At 63.8% G+C, this 21,373-nt stretch carries 18 protein-coding genes and 1 tRNA gene; 10 read left to right on the top strand and 9 right to left on the bottom strand.

All coding sequences use genetic code 11. From position 1 onward, the window contains the following. Positions 1-37 precede the first annotated feature (37 nt). Genes G7077_RS08840 through G7077_RS08825 form a run of 4 tightly spaced genes read left to right on the top strand, consistent with a single transcriptional unit; the run spans position 38 to position 4,945 of the window. Positions 38-2,098, top strand: a complete 2,061-nt coding sequence (locus tag G7077_RS08840; protein WP_166411380.1) for a S9 family peptidase — start codon at positions 38-40, stop codon at positions 2,096-2,098. Further along, positions 2,095-2,499, top strand: a complete 405-nt coding sequence (locus tag G7077_RS08835; protein WP_246167120.1) for an acyl-CoA thioesterase — start codon at positions 2,095-2,097, stop codon at positions 2,497-2,499. The genes G7077_RS08840 and G7077_RS08835 overlap by 4 nt, the downstream gene beginning before the upstream one ends. Positions 2,500-2,508: 9 nt before the next feature. Further along, positions 2,509-3,150: a maleylacetoacetate isomerase gene (gene maiA / locus G7077_RS08830; RefSeq protein WP_166411379.1), complete on the top strand. Its 642-nt coding sequence runs from the start codon at positions 2,509-2,511 to the stop codon at positions 3,148-3,150. Continuing rightward, on the top strand, positions 3,116-4,945 hold the full coding sequence (locus G7077_RS08825) for an acyltransferase family protein (protein ID WP_166411378.1): 1,830 nt from the start codon (positions 3,116-3,118) through the stop codon (positions 4,943-4,945). The genes maiA and G7077_RS08825 overlap by 35 nt, the downstream gene beginning before the upstream one ends. A 1-nt stretch (position 4,946) precedes the next feature. Here the strand turns inward: G7077_RS08825 and G7077_RS08820 are convergent. From G7077_RS08820 to G7077_RS08810, 3 genes are all read right to left on the bottom strand, one after another. Next, positions 4,947-5,023: transfer RNA gene (locus G7077_RS08820), tRNA-Pro, on the bottom strand. Between the two features lie 85 nt (positions 5,024-5,108). Beyond that, a complete protein-coding gene (locus tag G7077_RS08815; RefSeq protein ID WP_166411377.1) occupies positions 5,109-6,413 on the bottom strand; it encodes an FAD-dependent oxidoreductase in 1,305 nt (434 codons plus the stop codon). 52 nt (positions 6,414-6,465) lie between these two features. Then, positions 6,466-6,789 carry a polyhydroxyalkanoic acid system family protein gene (locus tag G7077_RS08810; RefSeq protein WP_166411376.1) on the bottom strand — a complete coding sequence of 108 codons (324 nt, stop codon included), beginning with the start codon at positions 6,787-6,789 and terminating at the stop codon, positions 6,466-6,468. 62 nt (positions 6,790-6,851) lie between these two features. On the opposite strand from G7077_RS08810, the gene G7077_RS08805 reads away from it, so the two are divergent. The 3 genes from G7077_RS08805 (at position 6,852) to clpB (ending at position 12,003) form a co-directional block, all read left to right on the top strand. Then, positions 6,852-7,553 (top strand): hypothetical protein, encoded by a 702-nt coding sequence (locus G7077_RS08805; RefSeq protein ID WP_166411375.1) that lies wholly within the window; start codon positions 6,852-6,854, stop codon positions 7,551-7,553. 177 nt (positions 7,554-7,730) lie between these two features. After that, positions 7,731-9,338 carry a M28 family metallopeptidase gene (locus G7077_RS08800; protein WP_166411374.1) on the top strand — a complete coding sequence of 536 codons (1,608 nt, stop codon included), beginning with the start codon at positions 7,731-7,733 and terminating at the stop codon, positions 9,336-9,338. 64 nt (positions 9,339-9,402) lie between these two features. Next, positions 9,403-12,003, top strand: a complete 2,601-nt coding sequence (gene clpB, locus G7077_RS08795) for an ATP-dependent chaperone ClpB (RefSeq protein WP_166411373.1) — start codon at positions 9,403-9,405, stop codon at positions 12,001-12,003. Here clpB and G7077_RS08790 read toward each other — a convergent pair. The 6 genes from G7077_RS08790 to xseA form a co-directional block, all read right to left on the bottom strand. Further along, positions 12,000-12,365, bottom strand: coding sequence for a DUF6491 family protein (locus G7077_RS08790; protein ID WP_166411372.1), 366 nt, complete (start codon positions 12,363-12,365; stop codon positions 12,000-12,002). The two genes, clpB and G7077_RS08790, sit on opposite strands and share 4 nt — an antisense overlap. Before the next feature lie 41 nt (positions 12,366-12,406). Further along, positions 12,407-13,855 carry a tetratricopeptide repeat-containing sulfotransferase family protein gene (locus G7077_RS08785; RefSeq protein ID WP_166411371.1) on the bottom strand — a complete coding sequence of 483 codons (1,449 nt, stop codon included), beginning with the start codon at positions 13,853-13,855 and terminating at the stop codon, positions 12,407-12,409. A gap of 69 nt (positions 13,856-13,924) precedes the next feature. Further along, positions 13,925-15,055, bottom strand: coding sequence for a hypothetical protein (locus G7077_RS14195; RefSeq protein WP_246167119.1), 1,131 nt, complete (start codon positions 15,053-15,055; stop codon positions 13,925-13,927). 5 nt (positions 15,056-15,060) lie between these two features. Continuing rightward, complete coding sequence (locus G7077_RS08780; protein ID WP_246167118.1) at positions 15,061-17,187, bottom strand: TonB-dependent receptor; 2,127 nt, start codon at positions 17,185-17,187, stop codon at positions 15,061-15,063. 217 nt (positions 17,188-17,404) lie between these two features. Beyond that, the gene (locus G7077_RS08775; RefSeq protein ID WP_166411370.1) at positions 17,405-17,614 is read right to left on the bottom strand and encodes a DUF2093 domain-containing protein; all 210 of its coding nucleotides are present in this window, start codon (positions 17,612-17,614) and stop codon (positions 17,405-17,407) included. A gap of 3 nt (positions 17,615-17,617) precedes the next feature. After that, positions 17,618-19,027: an exodeoxyribonuclease VII large subunit gene (gene xseA, locus G7077_RS08770; RefSeq protein WP_166411369.1), complete on the bottom strand. Its 1,410-nt coding sequence runs from the start codon at positions 19,025-19,027 to the stop codon at positions 17,618-17,620. Between xseA and purD the strand changes: the two genes are divergently transcribed. From purD to G7077_RS08755, 3 genes are read left to right on the top strand one after another with little or no spacing between them, the layout of a single operon-like run. Further along, a complete protein-coding gene (gene purD, locus G7077_RS08765; RefSeq protein ID WP_166411368.1) occupies positions 19,020-20,279 on the top strand; it encodes a phosphoribosylamine--glycine ligase in 1,260 nt (419 codons plus the stop codon). The two genes, xseA and purD, sit on opposite strands and share 8 nt — an antisense overlap. Then, complete coding sequence (locus G7077_RS08760) at positions 20,280-20,843, top strand: hypothetical protein (RefSeq protein ID WP_166411367.1); 564 nt, start codon at positions 20,280-20,282, stop codon at positions 20,841-20,843. Continuing rightward, complete coding sequence (locus tag G7077_RS08755) at positions 20,843-21,292, top strand: helix-hairpin-helix domain-containing protein (protein WP_166411366.1); 450 nt, start codon at positions 20,843-20,845, stop codon at positions 21,290-21,292. The genes G7077_RS08760 and G7077_RS08755 overlap by 1 nt, the downstream gene beginning before the upstream one ends. The last annotated feature ends 81 nt before the right edge of the window (positions 21,293-21,373 follow it).

The raw sequence follows: 21,373 nt of genomic DNA, 5'->3' as shown, positions 1-21,373 counted from the left end.
GCCTTCCCGCATCCATCAAGGGCGCTAAGGAAGCGGGATGACCAAGCCCAGCGACCTGCCGCCGCCGCCACGAGCATCACAGAAGCCGCATTCCTACGAGCGCCACGGCGTCACGATCGACGACCCCTGGGCGTGGCTGCGCGACGCCAATTACCCGCAGGTCGGCGACGAGGAGGTGCTGGACTATCTCAAGGCGGAGAACGCTTACTTCGACGCCGCCATGGCCCCGCACAAGGAGCTGCTCGACACCCTGTTCGCCGAGATGAAGGGCCGGTTGAAGGAGGACGAAAGTTCGGTGCCGGTCAAGGACGGCGACTGGCTCTACTGGTGGGCGTTCGAGCCGGGCGCCCAGTACCGCCGCTGGTTTCGCAAGCTCGCCACCGGCGGCCCCGACGAGCTCATCTTCGACGAGCCGACGGAAGCGGAGGGCAAGGACTATTTCCGCCTAGGTGCCATGGAGGTCAGCCCGGACGGAAAGCTCGCGGCGACCCTGGTCGACGACAATGGCTCAGAGCGTTTCAAGCTCCGCATTCGCGACCTCGCGACCGGAGAGGAGTTAGAGACTGTCACGGACGTCGCGATCGGCAGCCCCGTGTGGTCCAACGACAGCAAGGCCGTCGTCTTCACCGAGGTCAATGAGAACTGGCGCAGCTATCGCGCCCGCTACCATCGCCTCGGGGCCGATCCGGCTGACGACGTGACCCTTTATGAGGAGACGGAAGAACTCGGCTTTTCGGTCGGCGTCGGCAAGTCGCAGGACAGAAGCCTGATCTTCATCGCGACCGGCGACAATGCGACCAGCGAAGTGCGCTTCGTCTCGGCCGACGACCCGTCGCAGCCGCTGGTGCTCATCGCCGCGCGCAAGGAGAAGCGCGAATATCACGTCGACGCCGCGCACGGAAAACTCTGGGTCGTCACCAACGACACCCACGTGAACTTCCGTCTCGCCCAGGCCGACCCCGCCGACCCGGGCAACTGGACCGAGGTGATCCCCGGCTCCGACCGCGTCTACCTCCGCGGAGCCACCAGCTACCGTGACCACCTCGCCATCACCACGCGCATCGATGGCCTGGACCAGCTGATCCTGCGCACTTACTCCGGCGACGAAACCCGCATCCCCTTCGCTGAAGCCAGCTACAGCGCGGCCTTCGGCGGCAATCCTGAGTTCACTCCCGCCACCTACCGGCTCGGCTACTCATCGATGGTGACGCCCGGCACCGTCTACGACTATGATCCGGCATCCGGCGAGCTGGAGGTGCTGAAAGTCCAGGAGATACCGTCCGGTTACGACGCCTCGCAGTACGAAACGGACCGTTTGCTGGTGCCCGCCCGTGACGGCAAGCAGGTGCCCGTCTCGGTCGTCTATAAGAAGGGCTTCGAACGGAACGGCGAGGGCAAGCTATTCCTCTATGCCTACGGCGCCTACGGGCACGCGATCCCGCCCAGCTTCAACAGCAATCGAATAAGCCTGCTCGACCGTGGCTGGGCCTGCGCCATCGCTCACATCCGCGGCGGCGACGACCTCGGCTACGACTGGTTTCTGCAAGGCAAGCTCCAGCAGCGAACCAACACGTTCAACGACTTCGTCGATGCCGCGAAAGGAATGGTCGCGGAGAAGTTCACCCGGCCGGGCCGGATCGCCATCAACGGCGGCTCGGCCGGCGGGGAGCTGATGGGGGCCGTTGCCAACTCCGATCCTGAATTGTGGGGCGCCGTAGTCGCCGACGTGCCGTTCGTCGACGTGCTCAACACCATGCTCGACGACACGCTTCCGCTCACCCCCGGCGAGTGGCCGGAATGGGGCAATCCGATCACCGATGCGCAAGCATTCGAATATATCCGCAGCTACTCGCCCTACGACCAGGTGAAGCGCCAGCCTTACCCGCCGATGCTGATCACCGGCGGCCTCAACGACCCGCGTGTGACCTATTGGGAGCCGGCCAAGTGGGCGGCCAAGCTTCGAGAGTACAAGACCGACACCAATTTGCTTCTACTGAAGATCAACATGGGCGCCGGCCACGGCGGTAAGTCCGGCCGCTGGGAGCGCCTCCACGAAGTCGCGGAAACCTACGCCTTCATCCTCACGCAGGTGGAATGATGAGCGCGCCGGTCTTCGAAATGGATCTGGTCGCGAGGCCCGATCACATCGATCAGCTCGGTCACGTCAACAATGCCGTCTGGGTGCAGTGGATGGAAACCGTTGCAGTGGCGCACTGGGAAGCAGTGGCGGCGGCCGAGCACCAGCGCGATTACTTCTGGGTGATCGTTCGGCACGAGATCGACTATTTCCGACCCGCCGTGGAGGGCGATCGCATCACTGCCCGCACCTGGGCCGAGCCTCCGCAAGGGGCGAAGTGCGTCCGCAACATGGAATTCCTCGGCAACGACGGACGGCCATGCGTCCGTGCCCGCAGCAACTGGGCAATCATCGACAAGGCTGCCGGGCGGCCGATCCGCGTTCCCGCCGAAGTCATAGCGCCCTTCCTCCAACAGGCGTAAGGCAAGGGGATGGCCCGTCCGATCCTCTACGATTATGCGCGGTCCTCGGCGGCCTACCGGATCCGGATCGCACTCAACCTCAAGGGCGTGGATTACGAGCAGCGGCTCGTGAACCTTCTCGAGGGCGAGCAGCAGGGCGACGATTACCGGAGCGTCAATCCGCAGGGGCTGGTTCCGGCATTGGAGATCGATGGCCAGCGGCTCACCCAGAGCCTTGCCATCATCAGCTACCTCGATTCTCGCTTTCCGATGCCGCCGCTGCTGTCCACGTCCATTGTCGACCGGGCCCATGTGACCGGAATGGCACTTGCCATTGCGTGCGACATCCACCCGCTCAACAACCTTCGTGTGCTTCGATATTTGACCGGCACGCTGGGGATCGACGAAGCGGCCAAGAACGCGTGGTACGCCCACTGGATCACGGACGGCTTTGCTGCGCTGGAAGCCTTGGCGGCTCCGCGCGCGGGCGACTTCCTGTTGGACAACAGCCCCAGCATGGCGGACGTGATCCTTGTGCCGCAGATGTACAATGCGCGGCGCTTCAACGTGCCCCTGGACGCCTTCCCAACGCTGGTGCGAACGGATGCCAATGCCTGCGCGATTGAGGCGTTCGCCAATGCCCACCCGGACCGGCAGTCACAAGGCGCGTGAGGCCCATCTGAGCGAAGGCGCCCGCGGCAATTATCTGCCGGAGATTGATGGACTTCGGGCGATCGCCGTCGCGGCGGTGATCCTGTTTCACCTTTTTCCGAAGCTTCTGCCCGGCGGGTTCGTCGGGGTCGACATATTCTTCGTCCTGTCCGGCTTCCTGATCACGCGCCAACTGACCGATCTGCGCGTCGGAGGGCGTACCGCCATCTGGACCTTCTATCAGCGGCGCATCGCACGGATCGCACCCTCTGCCTTTCTGGTCATTCTCGCGGTGCTTGCTGCCGCTGCCTTGCTCTTCTCCACCGTTGATGCGGTGAGGGTGGGATCTCATGGGATGGCGTCTGCCTTGTCGGCCGTGAACATCCTGCTCATCCGGTCGGGCAGTTATTTCGCCATCGCCGCCGAGGCACGCCCCCTCGCGCATTATTGGTCACTTGCGGTGGAGGAGCAATTCTATCTGCTTTACCCCCTCGCCTTCTGGCTGCTGGCGGCGAAAGCCCGGCGTCCGGCTCTTTGGTTGGGCGGGGCGGCGCTTATCAGCTTCCTGCTGTGCGTTGCGCTGACCTTTGTCGCTCAACCGCTCGCCTTCTACCTCCTTCCGACCCGCGCCTGGGAGTTGCTGGTCGGCGGCCTGATCGCGGTCTGCGGCCCACAACTGTCGCGCCGGGTGCAAGGGCAGGAATCGCTGATCCTGGCCGCCGGCCTGGTCCTGACGCTGATTTCGATCCTGGTCGTCAGGCCGGCGGCCTTCCCCGGCATCCAGGCCTTGCTTCCGGTCGCAGCCGCAGCGCTCGTGATTGCCGGTGCCGGACCGAAAGCAGGCCGGCCTGGTCGGTGGCTCGCGAGCGAGCCGCTCCTGTGGGTCGGCAAGCGATCCTACCTCCTGTACCTCTGGCATTGGCCAGTGATTTCGCTCGTCGGCTACACCTTGTTCGACCACGATCCCTGGTTGGTCTTTTCGTTGAAGCTGGGCCTCACCCTGTTGCTAACGGTCTTCAGCCATGATCTGGTCGAGCGTCCGGCACGTCGCTGGCTCAATGCGCCTGATCGCCGGCGAGTCACCTTCGCGCTCTTCTTCGCGGCACTGGCGCTCACCCTGGTCGCCGCGCAGATGCTCCGCTCAAGGCTGCAGCATCCCGACGATGGGCAAATCGCCCGGGGCGGACTGACGTTCAACCCGTCGGGCAAGCGCTGGCTACTGGTGATCGGCGACAGCACCGCGTTGATCCTGCAGCCTGAACTCCGTCGCCGCGCACGCCAGCTGGATGCGCGAATCACCTTTATGGCACGATCCGAGGTCATGCAGCTGCCCGGGGAATGGCGAACGCATTGGCCCGCCATTCGAACTTTCCTTGGCCGACGGCGACCCGACGCCATCCTCGTCGCAGAGGCTTGGTCCTACAAGGCGGATGCACTCGGCGGCCCGGGTCTTGCCGCCGCCTTGCGCGAAGTCGCCGGCCACGCACCCGCTATTGTGCTGATGGGCGAGGCTCCGGCGCCCGCCGCTGCCAGCCTCGACCGCGTACTCATCGCTCGTGGGCAATCTGAGTTGGCGCCGAGAAATCCCGATCTGGATGGCTATCGTGCGCGATCGCAGCGGCTGGTCGAGCAGGTCTACCTACCCAACATGCGCTTCGTTCCGATCGACGACATTTTCCAGCGGCCGGACGGCCGTATCCTCGTCCGCGAACCCGGCGCCTTGCTCTACTCCGACCCGCGCCATTTATCCGACGCAGGGCTCAAGCGCGTTTATCCGCGCTTGTTCGCGGCGCTGGAAGACGCGCTCGCGAAATGAATGGTCGGGGAGAGAGGATTCGAACCTCCGGCCCCTGCCTCCCGAAGACAGTGCTCTACCAGGCTGAGCTACTCCCCGACCGGGCTCCCGGACGCGCTTTTCTACGGAGCGTCCGGTGCAGGGCGCAGGCCTCCTAACCGCCACGGCTGCCAAGCGCAATGGCCTAGCGTCCGAGCGCCGACAGCCATTCGTTCACTCGGACCATCTTCTCGCGCGGTGAGCCAGCCCGAGCGGCGGCGATCTCCGCTTCCTCGATCCGGCGCCAGTCGTCGAAGTTCGTCGGCTTGACGCCCCGCTCGTCGAGCAATCGGTGCAACCCGCTTGACCCGGCCTTCCCGACCCCGCTCCCCACCGGCATTGCGGCAACGATCTTTTCCGCCACTTCAAAGCCGTCCGGCCGGTTGGTTCCGATCGTGCCGCTCGGACCGCGCCGAGCCCAGCCGACGCAGTAAAGCCGGTCGGCGATCACCCCGCCGTCGTTGCGGAAGCGGCCCGCCCGATCGTCGTAAGGCACACCTTCGATCGCCGGCGTCGAATAGCCGATGCAGCTGATCACCAGTGACGCCGGGATGTCGTACGTCTCGCCCGTGCCGCGTACGGACCCGTCGGGCGCGAGTTCGGTACGCTCGACCCGAATGCGCTCGACGCGGCCGTCGCCTTCGATCGATACCGGCCGGGCGAAGAAGTCGAAGACGATCCGCTTCGGCTTGTGGGGGGCAAGTTCCGCAAAATGGCGCAAATGCGCCACGGATTTGCGAAGACCCGGTTCAAGCGAAAGGTCGGCCTCAGCATCGGGGAAGTCGGCGGCGGAAACCACCGGCGCCGCCTCTTCCAGATGTTCGAGCTCACCAAGCTCTTTCGGCGTCATGGCGATCTGGTGAGGCCCTCTTCTGCCGATGAGGTTGATCGTCCGGATCGCCGAGCTTTCCAGAGCCTCTAAGGCATGGCCGACGATGTCCGAACCTGCGAATTCCGGCCGAGTCTTGGAAAGGATCCGAGCGCAGTCGAGCGCGACATTGCCGTTGCCGATGATCGCCGCCGCCGCTCCGTCCAGCGGGGGATCAAGGTCGGCGAAGTCGGGATGGCCGTTGTACCAGCCGACAAAGGCGGCCGAGCCGATCACGCCCGGCAAATCCTCGCCCGAAATTCCGAGGCTCCGATCGTTGGGCGCTCCCGTCGCAAGGACGATCGCGTCATAATGATCGAGCAGTTCAGCGACCGACACGTCTACTCCAACCGAGACGTTGCCGATGAAGGCCGAGCCCTCCGCCTCGGCCACCTTGTCGTAGCGCTTGGAAACCGCCTTGATCGATTGATGATCAGGCGCAACGCCGAACCTGATAAGGCCATAAGGCACGGGGTAGCGATCGATGATGTCGACCTGCGCCTCGGCACCATAGGCCTTCGCTAGAGCCTCCGCCGTATAAAAACCGGCCGGGCCCGATCCGACGATCGCGAAATGACGCATGCGCCTCTCCTGTCCCGGCCGATGCTAGCGGCGCGGACAGCAAAGGGAAACGTCAGCTTTTGCTGTGATCCTCGAGCAGCACGTCGCTGCCCTTGCTCCGAAGCATCGCCTCGATGGGACCGGAGAACATGCCAAGCAGTCCCGGAAGCACGATCCGGCAGGTGACGACCTTCTCCTGAACCAGGATGCGCGCATCGATCGATTGCCCCATCGCACCGACGTTGAGGCGCATCTCGTCGCCCTCCCAGGTGGCGTTCGTATGGCTCGCACCGCCGGGAAGGTGATCCTTGAGCTTGTGAATGTTATTGGCGATGCGGCGGCGCGCCTCATCCTTGCCAAGGCTGTGCGGCAGGTCGACCGAGATGGGCTGGTTCATGGATCGGACGTGGCCCACCCGCCGGCGCTTTTCAAGCGGCGGGGCGCCGCTAAGGTGCGGCCATGCTTTCTAGTCTAGCCTTGCTTGCTCAATTGACGAGCGGATCGCCGCCGACGCCAGCGCCCGTTCCGGTTCCAGTTCCCACCGTCTGGAACCCCGCCGCGAGCTATGTAACCGCAGGACAGGACGAGCCCGGTTACCGCAGCTGGTACCTTGCGCTTCCTGACCGGCGAGTCCAGGTCACCGGCTTCAATCAATATCTGGTGAGTCACGGCGTCGGCGGCGTGATCCCGACATGGCAGCTGCTCCGTACGGCCAGCCAGTGGCACAATTGCGCGGCCCAGCCCTATGAGCTTCCGCCGGCCACCGCATGGCCGAACATGGTTCAGACGCTCCGATACATCCGCGATTATGTGGTTCCCTCCGTCGGACCGGTGGAGGCCGTGTCGGTGTATCGCAACCCCCTGCTCAACACCTGCGCCGGCGGCGTTCCGGGAAGCGCGCACCAGCAATATTATGCGGTCGACCTGGTCCCGCTTCGGCCGACCACCCGTGAGCAATTGATGGCCACCCTGTGCGCGGTTCACCTGCGAAGCGGCAATCCCTACCAAGTGGGGCTTGGCTTCTACGCATTCCTGCGCTTCCACGTCGATTCGATGCGCTATCGCAAATGGGGGATGAGCGAGGCGCCCGACGGATCGCCCTGCCGAGTCCCGGTCGCAAGCCCGCCGCCAAAGGGCATCGACATGCCCCGGAAGAAATGAACCCTCCTGCTGCGGTGCCGGCTCCTGCGACCTCGACGCCGGCAGCAACCGTGCCTCCTGCCGCTCCGAATTCAGTTCCTCCCGCCGTTGGTCAGCCGCAAGCGACCGACTCTCGATAAGTTTTTGCGGATTGCAGGTCGTCTGGCATGAAGTGGGCATCACTTCGGGGGACCCAATATGCGTAAACTTCACCTGCTCCTGCTGGGCGTCTGCGCCGTGCCGGGCGCAGCATCGGCACAGACCTTCTCACCTGAACGCATCAAGGCGGACGTTGCCTTTTTGGCCGACGATCTGCTTGAAGGCCGCAATGCCGGCGAGCGCGGCTATGACATCGCCGCGCATTATGTCGCCGCCGAATATCAGAAGATGGGACTGAAGCCCGGCGCCGGATCAAGCTACTTCCAGACCGTTCCATTCGTTCGCGTCGACCTCGACAAGGCAGCACCCCCGAGATTGGCGATTGGCGGCCAGACCTTTGCCAACGGTGTCGACAGCATCGTCGGTCCGACCCCGCTGGTTGCCAACCAGAATGAGGAAGTGGAGGTCGTATTCGTCGGCTACGGGTTGGAAGCCCCGCAGTTCGGCTTGAACGATTATGAGGGGCTCGACGTCCGCGGCAAGGTGGTCGCCTATCTGTACGGCACGCCGGCAGGCGTTCCGAGCGAAGAAGGCGCGACCCTGAACGCCAACCGCTCGAAGCTCGCGGCGAGCAAGGGCGCCATCGGGACAGTGTTGCTGTTCACCCCTTCGGTCGAAAAACTGATCAGTTGGAAGGACCTTGGCGCCAGCACCGCGGAGGGGTCCCTGCGCTGGGTCGAGCCCAATGGAACGCCCCACATCGAAAATCCGACGCTGCGCGTCGGCGGCGTGCTCGGCCCCAAGGCCGCGACTGCGTTGCTAGCCGGATCGCCGATGGATTGGCCCACCTTGTTGAAGACGATTGAAAACAAGACCGCCAAGCCGAAGGGCTTTGCGGTCGGCAAGAAGCTCCGAATTCAGCGCAAGTCGACCATCAAGAAGATCAACAGCGCCAACGTCGTCGGCATGATCCCCGGCAACGATCCCGCGCTCGCGAATGAAGTGGTTATGCTGAGCGCTCACCTCGACCACGATGGGATCGTCCCACCGGTGAATGGCGACAACATCAAGAACGGCCTGATGGACAATGCCGCCGGCGTCGGAACTATGCTGGAGGCGGCCCGTGCTTTCCAGGCCAGCGGCCAGGCGCCGAAACGGTCAATCATGTTCGTGGGGTTGACCGCGGAGGAAGACGGGCTGCTCGGCTCCGACTACCTCGCCCACCATCCGGCGATGAGCGGCAAGAAGGTGGTTGCGAACGTCAATCTCGACATGCCGGTACTCACCTACGACTTCGTCGACGTCGTCGCGTTCGGCGCCGAACATTCGACCATGGGCCCGATCGTGAAACGGGCCGTCGAATCGATAGGCGTTAAGTTGTCGCCCGACCCGGTACCGGAAGAGGGCCTTTTCACCCGCTCCGACCATTACAGCTTCGTCAAGAAGGGCATCCCCGCCGTGTTCCTGGTGACCGGCTATGGCGGCGAGGGTAAGGCTAAGGTCGAAGAGTTCCAGAAGCTCCACTATCACAAGGTCAGTGACGACATGAAGCTGCCCGTCCGCTGGGATGTCGGCGCCAAGTTCGCTCGGGTGAATTACGTGATCGCTCGTGAGCTTGCCGACAGCCCCCAGGCGCCGCTCTGGTACAAGGACAACTTCTTCGGCGACCGCTTCGCGCCCAACGCTCCAAAGGCGCCGAAACCCTGATTTAATAGCCCCTTGTGTTGCCGTTATACCACACCATATCGCGCTCAACACAAGGGGTGATTGAATGGATTTGGAAAAGCTGACCGACCGCGCCCGCGGCTTCTTGCAGGCGGCGCAAACCATCGCGGTGCGCGAACATCATCAGCGGATCGCGCCCGCGCATTTGCTGAAGGCGCTGCTCGATGACGAGCAGGGCCTGGCCGCTGGCCTGATTCAGGCGGCGGGCGGCGATGCAAAGACGGCGCAGCGCGAAGTGGACGCGCTGGTCGCGAAAATTCCGTCGGTGACCGGCAGCGGCGCGACGTCCGCACCAGGTCTGGACGGCGACACGATGCGCATTCTCGATCAGGCCGAGCAGGTCGCGAAAAAGGCGGGCGACAGCTTCGTCACCGTCGAACGGATCCTGCTCGCGTTCGCGCTGGCCAAGGGCAGTGACGTCGGCGATGCGCTGGCCCGCGCTGGCCTGACTCCGCAGAATCTGAACACTGCAATCGACCGGCTGCGCGGCGGTCGCAGCGCCGACACCCAGGGCGCCGAGGACCGCTATGATGCGTTAAAGAAATATGCGCGCGACCTCACGGAGGCGGCGCGCGCCGGCAAGCTCGATCCGGTCATCGGCCGCGACGAGGAAATCCGCCGGACCGTCCAGGTACTCGCCCGCCGCACCAAGAATAATCCGGTGCTGATCGGTGAGCCCGGCGTCGGCAAGACCGCCATCGCGGAAGGATTAGCGCTGCGGATCGCCAACGGCGACGTGCCCGACGGGATCAAGGATCGCCGTTTGCTCAGCCTCGACATGGGGGCGCTCATCGCCGGCGCGAAGTATCGCGGCGAGTTCGAGGAGCGCCTCAAGGGCGTTCTGGACGAGGTGAAGCAGGCCGCGGGCGACATCATCCTGTTCATCGATGAAATGCACACGCTCGTAGGCGCCGGGAAGAGCGAGGGCGCAATGGATGCGTCCAACCTGCTGAAGCCCGCCTTGGCACGGGGCCAACTCCACTGCATCGGCGCGACCACGCTCGAGGAATATCGCAAGCATGTCGAAAAGGATGCGGCGCTGGAGCGGCGCTTCCAGCCGGTGTTCGTGGGCGAACCGACGGTGGAAGACACCATATCGATCCTCCGCGGGTTGAAGGAGAAGTATGAGCTTCACCACGGGATCACGATCACCGACCCGGCGATCGTTGCCGCTGCGACGCTCAGCAACCGCTACATTTCCGACCGGTTCCTGCCCGACAAGGCGATTGACCTGATGGACGAGGCGGCGAGTCGGATCCGCATGGAAGTGGAGAGCAAGCCCGAGGAAATCGAGAATCTCGACCGGCGCATAATTCAACTCAAGATCGAGCGCGAGGCGCTCCGCAAGGAGAAGGATCAGGCCTCCCGCGACCGGCTGACCGCGCTGGAGGGCGAGCTTGCCAATCTTGAGCAACAGTCGAGCGAACTGACCACCCGATGGCAGAGCGAAAAGGAAAAGATCAACGCCGCCTCCAAGGTGCAGGAGCAGCTGGACCAGGCGCGCATCGAGCTGGATCAGGCTCAGCGGAGCGGCGACCTCGCGAAGGCGGGCGAGCTGCAATATGGCCGGATCCCGCAGCTCGAAAAGCAGCTGGAGGAAGCCCGCACCGCCACCCAGCACGCCATGTTGCGCGAAGAAGTGACGGATCAGGACATCGCCGCGGTGGTCGCCCGTTGGACCGGCATTCCGGTCGAGCGGATGCTCGCGGGCGAGCGCGAGAAATTGCTGCAGATGGAGCAGCTGATCGGCAAGCGGGTCATCGGGCAGGAGGATGCGGTGAAGGCCGTCTCCGCCGCCGTCCGCCGCGCGCGCGCCGGCTTGCAGGACCCCAACCGTCCGCTCGGTTCCTTCCTGTTCTTGGGGCCGACCGGCGTCGGCAAGACCGAGCTGACTAAGGCGCTCGCCGAGTTCCTGTTCGACGACTCCGCGGCCATGGTCCGCATCGACATGTCCGAGTTCATGGAGAAGCATGCGGTCGCGCGGCTGATCGGCGCCCCTCCCGGCTATGTCGGCTACGAAGAGGGCGGCGTGCTCACCGAAGCGGTGCGGCGGCGGCCCTACCAGGTCGTGCTATTCGACGAGGTCGAAAAAGCGCACGGCGACGTCTTCAACGTGCTGCTCCAGGTGCTGGACGACGGCCGCCTGACCGACGGTCAGGGCCGAACGGTAGACTTCACCAACACGCTCATCATCCTGACGTCGAACCTCGGCTCGCAATTTCTTGCCGCAGTCGGCGAGGACGAGGACGTGTCGAAGGTCGAGCCGCAGGTCATGGAGGTGGTGCGGAGCCATTTCCGGCCGGAGTTCCTCAACCGGTTGGACGAGGTCATCCTGTTCCATCGCCTCTCGGCTTCGCACATGGCGCCGATCGTCGACATTCAGGTGGCCCGACTTGGCAAGCTGCTGGAGGACCGCAAGATCCGGCTGGAGCTGACGGAAGGCGCCCGCGCCTGGCTGGGCCGGGTCGGCTACGATCCCGTCTACGGCGCCCGGCCGCTCAAGCGCGCGGTGCAAAAGCATCTGCAGGACCCGCTGGCCGACAAGATCCTGGCCGGCGAGATCGCCGACGGTTCAACGGTACGTGTCGACGAGGGCGATGGCGCCCTCGTCATCGCGCCCGCCCAGCCCAATCGCGAAGCGGCTTAGCGGATGTTGTTGTGTCGCCCGCCCTTTTCAGCGGGCGCTTGAGTCCGGACGAGACTGCGAACCGCGCAGGTCATCGTTTTGGTGCGAACGGTTGACGAACGATCGAAACGATGGTCGCCGTGCGTATCGAACAGGACCGTCATGCCATCGAGAACGCCGGGGCAACGATGGGTGAATTGCGCATAATACCAGCGGTTGGTTCGGTCGCGCAGGTAAAGACCCGCGTCGTTTGATGCATACCAGTCGCGAATACCGCCGTTGTTGGCGTGATGGATGGCGGCTTGCGGGGGCAGTGGCTGAGACGTGGCGGGGACGGCGCACAACAAGGCTGTGCTGGCGGCGAGGGTGAGTCGGCTGATCATCCTTCTGTCATGGAGCTTGCGGCGTGAACCCGTCCTGACTGTCAGCCCGTGTAGGCTTCGATCATCGGCCCGAGCCATTTCCGGTACGGATCGGCCACTCCCAGACCTTCAAGATTGATGGGCTGACGAACCTGGTTCACGCTCGCGCTGGAAACAGTCCGGCGCGTTTCATGTGGGCTCAACATCGATGGCTGTAAGTCGAGGCCGGCCGCGCCTGCGATCAGCGGGATCTGCCGCTGTGGTTCGCGTACTAGTCCTGCATAGTCCACGAAGCTGATCGAACCGGAAGCGGCGGTCCAATATTCGGCAATGCGGTCCTCCTGCGACAGCCGATGACCGATGTCTCCCAGGTCCCAACTCCAGGTCACACCTTTGGCGAACATGGTCCGGAACGCGGACCATCCGTTATCGGCGGGATCGCGCCGGAGCCAGAATTTCGGAGCATGTGGAAACAAGGCAAGCAGCAGGCCCATGTAATTGCCCGCCTCCACCGTCTTGTCCACGAAGCGGCCCTCCGGTCCGAAGCGCTCGGACGCAAGATGCATGTAAAGCCGAACGAGATCGTTGGGGTCGTTTCCGCGTTCGAGCCATCGGACGAAGCTCGCCGCGTCAATCCCGCCGATCTCTTCGCCGATGATACGGAAGAAGCCGAGTTCCTCCCCGTTGTTGACCGAGGAATGGCTGGTGAGGATCTGTTCAACCAGCGTGGTGCCCGACCGCGGCAAGCCGGTGACGAAAATCGCACGGTCATGCGGAACGTGGATGCGGTCAGCCACCGTGCCAATCAGTTCGGGCGTGAAGCCGGTTGATATGCCGACGAGGTCACGGCGTCGAGGCACGCTTCCGATCCTTCGAATCTGGTCATCGGCAGCCGCCTTGAATGCCTCGAACGCAGAAACGAATGCTTTCAACTGATGGCGAGCACGCCCTGCGGCCTGGCGCAGCATGACCGATTCTGCAGGTGCAGAAGCGCCCGCGCGATAGGCACTCTCAAGCTGCTCCGCCGCCGCCGAGTCAGGCCCGCGAAAATCCGCCACTTCGCTCAAGCTCAGCCATGCTTGGCCGGAACGCGGATCGATTGAAAGCGCCTCCTGAGCGCTCCGCCGAGCCTCCGCCTTTTCGCCGATAAGTAGCGCAAGGGAAGCGCGGAAATTGAGGTACGACAGCTGCTCCGTCCGGCCACTCGGACCGCCGAATGACGCGGCCTGGGTCAGGATCGCCCATGCATCGGTCGCGCGGCCGCACTGATATCGAACATATGCCGCCGCGTAACGGCTCGAATAATCGCCTCCCAAATCCGCAACCAGACGATCGGCGGCGCTGATAGCAAGCCCGCACTCCCCGTTGGCGATCAGGGCGGCTGCGATGCTTTGCCAGGTGCGGCCAAGCACGGCCCGTTCGTTGATCAGCGCCCCGGCCGCGCAGTTGACCTGCTCACGGTTCCTGGAAACCAGGGCGGCGCGAAGTGACTCGAGCGGGTTGGATTTCACCACCATTGTTTCAGAAACGAAAAAGGGGAGGCAGGTTGACCTGCCTCCCCCTCTTTTCGCGTTGGCTGCTTAGCCGCGCTCGCCAGCCGGCTCGGCTGCCGGCGGAGCCGGCGGAGCCGGAACCGGGCAGACTGCCGTAGCGTCGATCACCGACCCGTCCGAGCAGGTCTGCGTCGCCGGAGGTGCCGGCGGAAGCGGAGCTTCCACAACCGGCGCCGGAGCCGACGAGGCACCACCGAAGCGCAGGGCCAAGGTGAAGCGAAGTGACCGCGGAGCCTGATATCCGGTCACCAGGCGGTAGTCGTCACGGAGCGAACCGTCGTCGTTCTCGCCGAATTCAACGAAGTCGAGCTTCGACTTCATGTTGAAGACGTTGAACACATCGACGCGGATCGACGAGCGGCTGAGCGCCCCCGGCAGCTGGAACTGTGCACCCAAGTCCACATTCTTGAACCAGCGGCCCTTGAATGCGGTACCCCGGTTAACCTGAACACTGTCCGTCGAACCGCCGTTGCCGAGCGGATTGGCGCAGAAGAACGATGCCGCGCTGTAGCCCTGAGCGAACACGTCCGTCGGGTGAACACCGATACAGGAGAAGTTACGCGGGGACTGAACGGTGATGTTCGTTCCGAGTGTCAACCAATCCGTCGGCTTGTACGAACCGAAGAACTTGAAGGTGTGCTTCCGCTCGTTGGCCAGGATGCCGTAGGCACCGTCGGTCAGACCGGGCTGGTCGAAGTCCTGCGTCAGGCCGGCGTCGTCCTGGTTGTTGTCGGATTTGACGCTGCCTTCGTAGTTACCACGAACCTTCTGCCAGGTGTAGCTGAAGTCGAAGCCATAGCGGCCGTTGAACGCCTTGTTCACGAGGAACTCGAGCGCGCGGTACTTACGAACCGGCTTCGGATAGCCAAGGTCGTCAGCCGAGAGGGTGACCACTTCGCACTGACGCGGGTCCACCGAGCAATCGCCATCGAGACGGACGGTGATGTCCGAACCCGGATTGGCGAGCACATACTGGTGGAAGCCGTAGAACACGTCTTCGCAGCCGGCGATGCCTTCGCGATCGCAATATTCGAGCACGGCGGCGTCGATGGCGACGTCTTCCAGAGCACTCTTGAGGTTACGGCGGATGTGGCGAACACCAAAGGTCCAGTCGTCCATCCGGTGCGTAACACCGAAGATGAACTCGTTCTGGAACATCGGCTTCAGATCTTCAGCAACAAGCGTGTCAGTCGGTCCTGCGGAACCATCAGAGAAGACCGTCTGGCAGGTGGAGCCTGCGCCAGGTCCGAACGGGGACAGGCCGAACCCGCGCGGACAGTGCCGAGTAGCGGAGCTCCGTTGTTATCGAAGCCCTGACCGATCGGGATGCCCGTCTCCGGATCGAACACCGCACCACTTACACCAGTCGCGTAATTGAAGCGCTGCTCGTAGAAGGTCTCAGCGCCGCCAAGACGAATGTTCGTGTTCGTCGGAACGCCAAGATAGTACTTGCCGTAGAACGCGTTGATCTTGGTGTTCTTGTCACCAAAGACGTCGAACGAAGCACCCAGGCGCGGAGCCCACTGGTTCTTCATCTCGATAAACTTGATGCCTTCGATGCTGTAGTTCTTATAGTTGTCGTTGCGCAGACCCAGGTTCAGGTTGAGGCGCTCGTTGAAGAGGTCCCAGCTGTCCTGGATGTAGTAAGCGCGCTGCTTCGATTCGAACCCGCCCTGGTTGAGGTAGGTACGAGTGCGAATGTACGTCGGCGTGAAACGATAGATGCGATCACCGGTGTAGAAGGTGTTCTCCTCCGACTCCAAGTTCTCCTGGTCCACACCGAACCGGAAGTGGTGACGGCCGAGCGCGTTGACGTAGACGTCCGCGTCGGCACGATACACCGTACGACGATCCTTGCCGTCGGTCGGAGCAATCGGCACGCCCGAACCCGGAGCCGTGGTCAGGGTACCGAGAAGGGTCGACTGCAGAATCGGAACGGGCGATCCGCTGACGACGTCCTGACGACGATAGTTGTTGCGACCATAAAGAAGCGACAGAGTGAAGAAGTCGGTGAACTGGCCGGTGTATTGACCAATCCAGTTCTTGCCGCCGATTCGGTTCTTCTCACGGCCGATGCTGGCGCCCGTGACCACGCCATCGCTGTCAACCGGAAGGTAGTCGGTGTAGATGGTGCGGTCGTCCGACCACATCGTTCCTTCGAGACGGTGACCGTCGATCGGAATCGCGTCGAGCTTGAAGCCGTAGAATGGCGTCGTGGACTTCGACTTGAAGCGGAAACCACCGGAAACGCTGGTGTCGTCCTGGCGATCGTAGCGCGGCGAGAAGAGGCCGTAGAAGAACAGGCGGTCCCTGATGATCGCACCCGAAGCATAGAAGTTCGCGGTGACGTTTTCGTCAAAGTCGTTGTCGTTGCGCTGCTTGAGATCACCATTCGTGTTCAGGAAGGTGTTCGGCGCGTGCGAGTAGCCCCAGCTGGGGTTGTACGTAATGACCGCACCAGTCTCAAAGTTGTTGGAACCGGACTTTGTAACGGCGGAAGTCACGCCACCAAGCGCGCGGCCGAATTCTGCCGTCCAGCCGCCCGTACGGACGTCAAAGGTACGGTAGAACTCGAACGGCACCAGGCTGTTGCCAACCATGGTGCGGAAGTTGGTGGTGTTGAGGCCGTTCACGTAATAGCTGTTCTCGGCGATCGTTGCGCCGCCGAAGCTGACGCAGTCGGTGCAGTCCGCGAACTGGGCGTCGCCGGAGTTGGTGCCCGGAGCGAGCAGGATCAGGCCGCTCTGGGTGCGGGGAACGGGAACGTTCTCGACGAGGCGAGCCACGTCGATGCTGAGGCCGGTCGTGGTCGAGCCGAGGTCGTTGACCTGGCGACGACGGCCGGTGACGACGATGGAGCCGCCGCCACCAGCGGTAGCTTCCGGAGTCGCTTCGCCTTCAACAGCTCCAGTGTTACCTGCAACGGCGGTGTACTCGAAGTTCGAGGACTTACCCGCGACAACGTTGACGGCAGGATCGTTGACGATCTCACCGGCAGATCCGCGAATCGTAACGGTGTACGAGCCGGTCGGCAGCTGGTTGAACTGAAAGCGACCGTCGGCGCCAGCGGTGACGGTGCGTCCAAAGCCCTGCTCGTTGGAGCGCAGCGTAACCGTCGCGCCGCTAAGAGGCTGGCCAGCTTCGTTCGTGACGCGGCCTTCAATGGAGCCGCGAGTGTAGTCCTGCTGAGCAGCCGCGGGCGTGGCGGCAATAAACGCCGTAGTTGCACCCGCGCCGATAAACGCCACCGCACGGAGTGCGGAGCTGGCGCGAAGGATGGATTTCTTCATGTCGTTCCCCTCATGCTGGCGTCGGGGGGCCGACGCCATCAGACACCAACCGCCATAAGTGGCGAATGGCAATGGATGTCCGTATTCCGAAAATTGCTGCAGGTGCAATCGAGCGGTAACACTTCTGAACAAAATGACAGTCGACCTGTGTCATCAAAAACACAGGTGCGTTTGGGATCCCATTTTGTTTTCTAAGGGCCTGCCGCGGCAGGTTTTTTTATTCCCCGGAAGCGGCTTGCTCGGCCCTCAGACTGGCGGCGGCATCGGCATATGGTTCCTGCCGCGCAACACTCCAGTAGCGTAGTTCCTGAAGCGGAATGCGGCGACCGCTAACAGCGCAGACGACATGATCGCCGGAGGAGAGCACGCGAAAAGTGCCGGCGAGATAGTGCAGCTTAGCCTCCCTCCCCGCTCCAGTCATCAACATGGTCTACTCCTCCGCGCCGTCGAACAGTCCGGGCTGCGGCGCGACATAGGGTTTCGCCCGGGTTCGCTCAAGACGGGCGGGACGAGCCTCCCCTTCTACCGTCGCCTGAACCGCACCGTCGGCGAAGTGAAGGCTGAGGCTCCCCGATGTGCGGGCGGCTGCGGCGGCGGTCACGGTTGCGCCGGCGCCGTCGGTCACCCGGACGAACCCGCGCCTTAGCGGCCGCTCGGGATGAGCAAGCTCGGCCATGGCCCACATTGCGCCTAGCCGTTCATGCCCTCGCGTGACCCGGTCGAGCAACAATTGATGGCGGAGGCGCGGCGCCACTCCTGCCAAATCTGCCCGTGCATGACCTGCCCTCGCCGACAGGGCGCGCGGCAAGCGCTCACCAAGCTCGTCCACGCGCTGAGCGGCGGGAGCGAAGAGATCGGACGGCTCGGGCCAGCGGCACGCGGTGAGCGCCAAGCGCTCGCGCGAACGATCGACGTGTCGCGAAAGGCATGACCGTCCGCGATGCTGCAGGTCGGCGAGCTGCGCCAGGAGTTCGGCCCGGACCGGCACGGCCATCTCGGCGGCGGCCGTCGGCGTTGGTGCACGCCGGTCTGATGCATGATCGATTAAAGTGGTGTCCGTTTCGTGCCCGACGGCGGAAATCAGGGGTATCGGAGACTCCGCTGCGGCGCGGACCACCTCTTCTTCGTTGAACGCCCAGAGATCCTCGATCGACCCACCGCCACGAGCAACGATCAACAGGTCAGGGCGTGGCAGGTCGCCGCCCGGTGCAAACTCCGCAAAGCCGCGGATTGCCGCCGCCACCTTCGCGGCTGCGCCTTCGCCTTGGACAGGCACCGGCCAGACGATTACCCGTGTTGGACAACGATCCTCCAGCCGGTGGAGGATGTCGCGGATCACGGCGCCCGTTGGTGATGTCACAACGCCGATCACACGCGGCAGGAACGGCAACGACCGCTTGCGCGCGACGTCGAACAGCCCTTGTTCGGCCAAGGCTCTGCGCCGGCGCTCCAGCAGCGCCATCAGCGCCCCCTCTCCGGCAAGCTCCATCCGGTCGATGACGATCTGATATTTGGAACGGCCCGGGTAGGTTGTCAGCTTGCCGGTCGCGATGACCTCGGCGCCATCTTCCGGTCGGAAGGCGAGCGTGCCGGCGTTGCCGCGCCAGATCACGGCATCGATACAGGCAGCGTCATCCTTCAGCGTGAAGTAGCAGTGGCCCGACGCATGGCGCTTGAACCCGCTGATCTCGCCCCGGACGCGCACTTTGTCGAACGCGGCCTCGACGGTCCGCTTCAGCGCGCCCGATAGCTCACCGACGCTCATCGGCGGCGAATTGTCGCCGGGCGGCACGTCCGCTAACAGGCCAGCGCGATCACTGTCGGGAAAATTCATGAACATCCTGCTTCTGGGCTCGGGCGGACGGGAAGATGCGCTGGCGTGGCGGCTGAGGCAATCGCCCAGTTGCGACCGTCTTGTCGCCGCGCCTGGCAATCCGGGCATTGCGCGCTGGGCGGAATGCGTTGCTGTCGATCCGTGCGATCCGCAAGCGGTTGAAACACTCGCGAACCAGATTGCTGCCGACCTGGTCGTGATCGGGCCGGAGGCGCCGCTGGTGGCCGGAGTTTCCGACCGCCTTCGCGCGTCAGGGTTTGCCGTGTTCGGACCAAGCTCCGCAGCGGCCCAGCTCGAGGGGTCCAAGGGCTTCACCAAGGATCTTTGCAAAGCGAACGGGATCCCAACCGCCGATTATGTGCGGGTTGAACGGGTCTCCGACGCGCTCGCCGCCCTGGAATCTTTCTGTGCCCCGGTGGTCGTCAAGGCCGATGGTCTTGCTGCCGGGAAGGGCGTGACCGTGGCTGCGAGTCGCGAGGAGGCGGAGCAAGCGATCCGCCGCGCCGGCGACGGGCCAATGGTCATCGAGGAATTCCTGCAAGGCGAAGAAGCCAGCCTGTTCGCGCTGGTCGATGGCGAGGTCGTGGTTCCGCTGGCATCGGCGCAGGACCATAAGCGGGTCGGCGAAGGCGACACGGGTCCCAACACCGGCGGGATGGGCGCTTATGCCCCTGCTCCAGTGCTTAGCCCGGCGCTTGAGCGTCGCGCCATTGAAGAGGTCGTCAGGCCGACGGCTCGGGCGATGGTGGCGGCGGGAACACCATTCTCGGGAATTCTGTACGCCGGCCTTATGCTGACCGACGAAGGGCCCAAGCTCATCGAATATAACGTTCGGTTCGGCGATCCCGAGTGCCAGGCGATCATGCCGTTGGTCGAAGGCGATCTTGCCGCCTTGTTGCTCGCCACCGCCACGGGTCGGCTGCATCAGGCTCCGCCGCCCGCCTTGTCCAAGCAACATGCCGTTACGGTCGTCATCGCCGCCGACGGCTATCCGGGCACGCCTGCCCCCGGCGGCGGCATCGCGGGCCTGGAGGAGGCCGAGCGGATCGAGGGCGTCACCGTTTTCCAGGCCGGCACGTCATTGTCGGGGGGTGAACTGGTCGCGAGCGGCGGGCGGGTGCTTGCGGTAACTGCGGTTGCCGACAGCTTCGCCGAGGCGCGAGCCCGTGCCTACCGCGGGGTTGATGAGGTCCGCTATGATCAGGGCTTCTGCCGGCGCGACATCGGCTGGCGCGAACTTCAGCGGGAGAGCGCCTGAATGACGGTGCTATGGACAGTCTACTGGCCGGTGGTTCTCGCGACCCTTATCGTCGGCATTCTGGCCGGCCGCGTCGGGTTTCGCCAGCGAAAGCTGTCGGACGAATTGTCGGCGGCCGACGTTGCTGCGGCTAATCTCGCTTACCGGCACCAGAAAAGGAAAATGCTCGGGATCGGAGGGGCGGCCGCGCTGTTTCTCGTCGCCGCCTGGCACTGGCCGCTGGGTGGCGGAAGCAGGTTTGCGGGCAAGGTGGAGACAGCGGCCGCCGACGAGCTGAAGCGCGTCGACACGCCGGAGTTTACGGCCAAGCTCGGCCGCACCCCGCTCAGCCGGACCCTGATCGTCTCAGGGTCCGCCAATGAGTTCCAGAAGGACGGCTTCGTCCGCCTGTTTCGAGAGCTTCCAGGTGTTAGCCGGGTTCGGTGGAACGATCAGGCTCGCGGGTTCGACCTGCCATTGTTCGTTGAGGCGGCGCTGCTGAGCCTTGCGGCATTCGCCGTGGGTCTCTTCTTCTCGTGGATCGTCGAGCTGCGCCGACGCGTCAATTCTTACTGGAACTGGTGATGGATCTCCTGAACCCCGACTATCTGCCTTTCGTCATTGTCGCCGTCCTGATCGGCGTCATCCTAGGCTTTCTTCTCTTTCGCCCGCGGCAAAAGGTACGCCTTAGCGACGAGACGCCGCTTAGACCGCACGTCGCTTCAAGAAATGTATCGCCGCTTGCTCCGCCGCCAGCGGGCACGGTCTCGGCTGCAACGCCAGCCGACGCAGACGACTTTCAGCGGATGAAGGGCGTTGGTCCAAAGCTCGCCCAATTACTGCACGCGCACGGCCTGCACAGCTTTGCCGACGTTGCCGAGCTTGACGACGCGCAGCTGGCGTCGTTGGACGAGAAGCTCGGTACCTTTCGCGGGCGACTTCAGCGCGACCGCGTGCGCGACCAGGCACGATTTCTGGCGAGCGGCGACGTGGACGGTTTCCGCGAGCAATTCGGAAATCTGCGCCCCTCGTAGCTTTTCATGAGGCGCGGTAACAAAGCATTAACTCGCGCCAAATAACCCAATCTCATCGCGGCTGTGGGGGCGGCAAGCGTT

It is taken from the genome of Sphingomonas piscis (assembly GCF_011300455.1).
Taxonomy (GTDB): domain Bacteria; phylum Pseudomonadota; class Alphaproteobacteria; order Sphingomonadales; family Sphingomonadaceae; genus Sphingomicrobium; species Sphingomicrobium piscis.
This window is presented reverse-complemented; position numbering and strand designations above follow the sequence as displayed.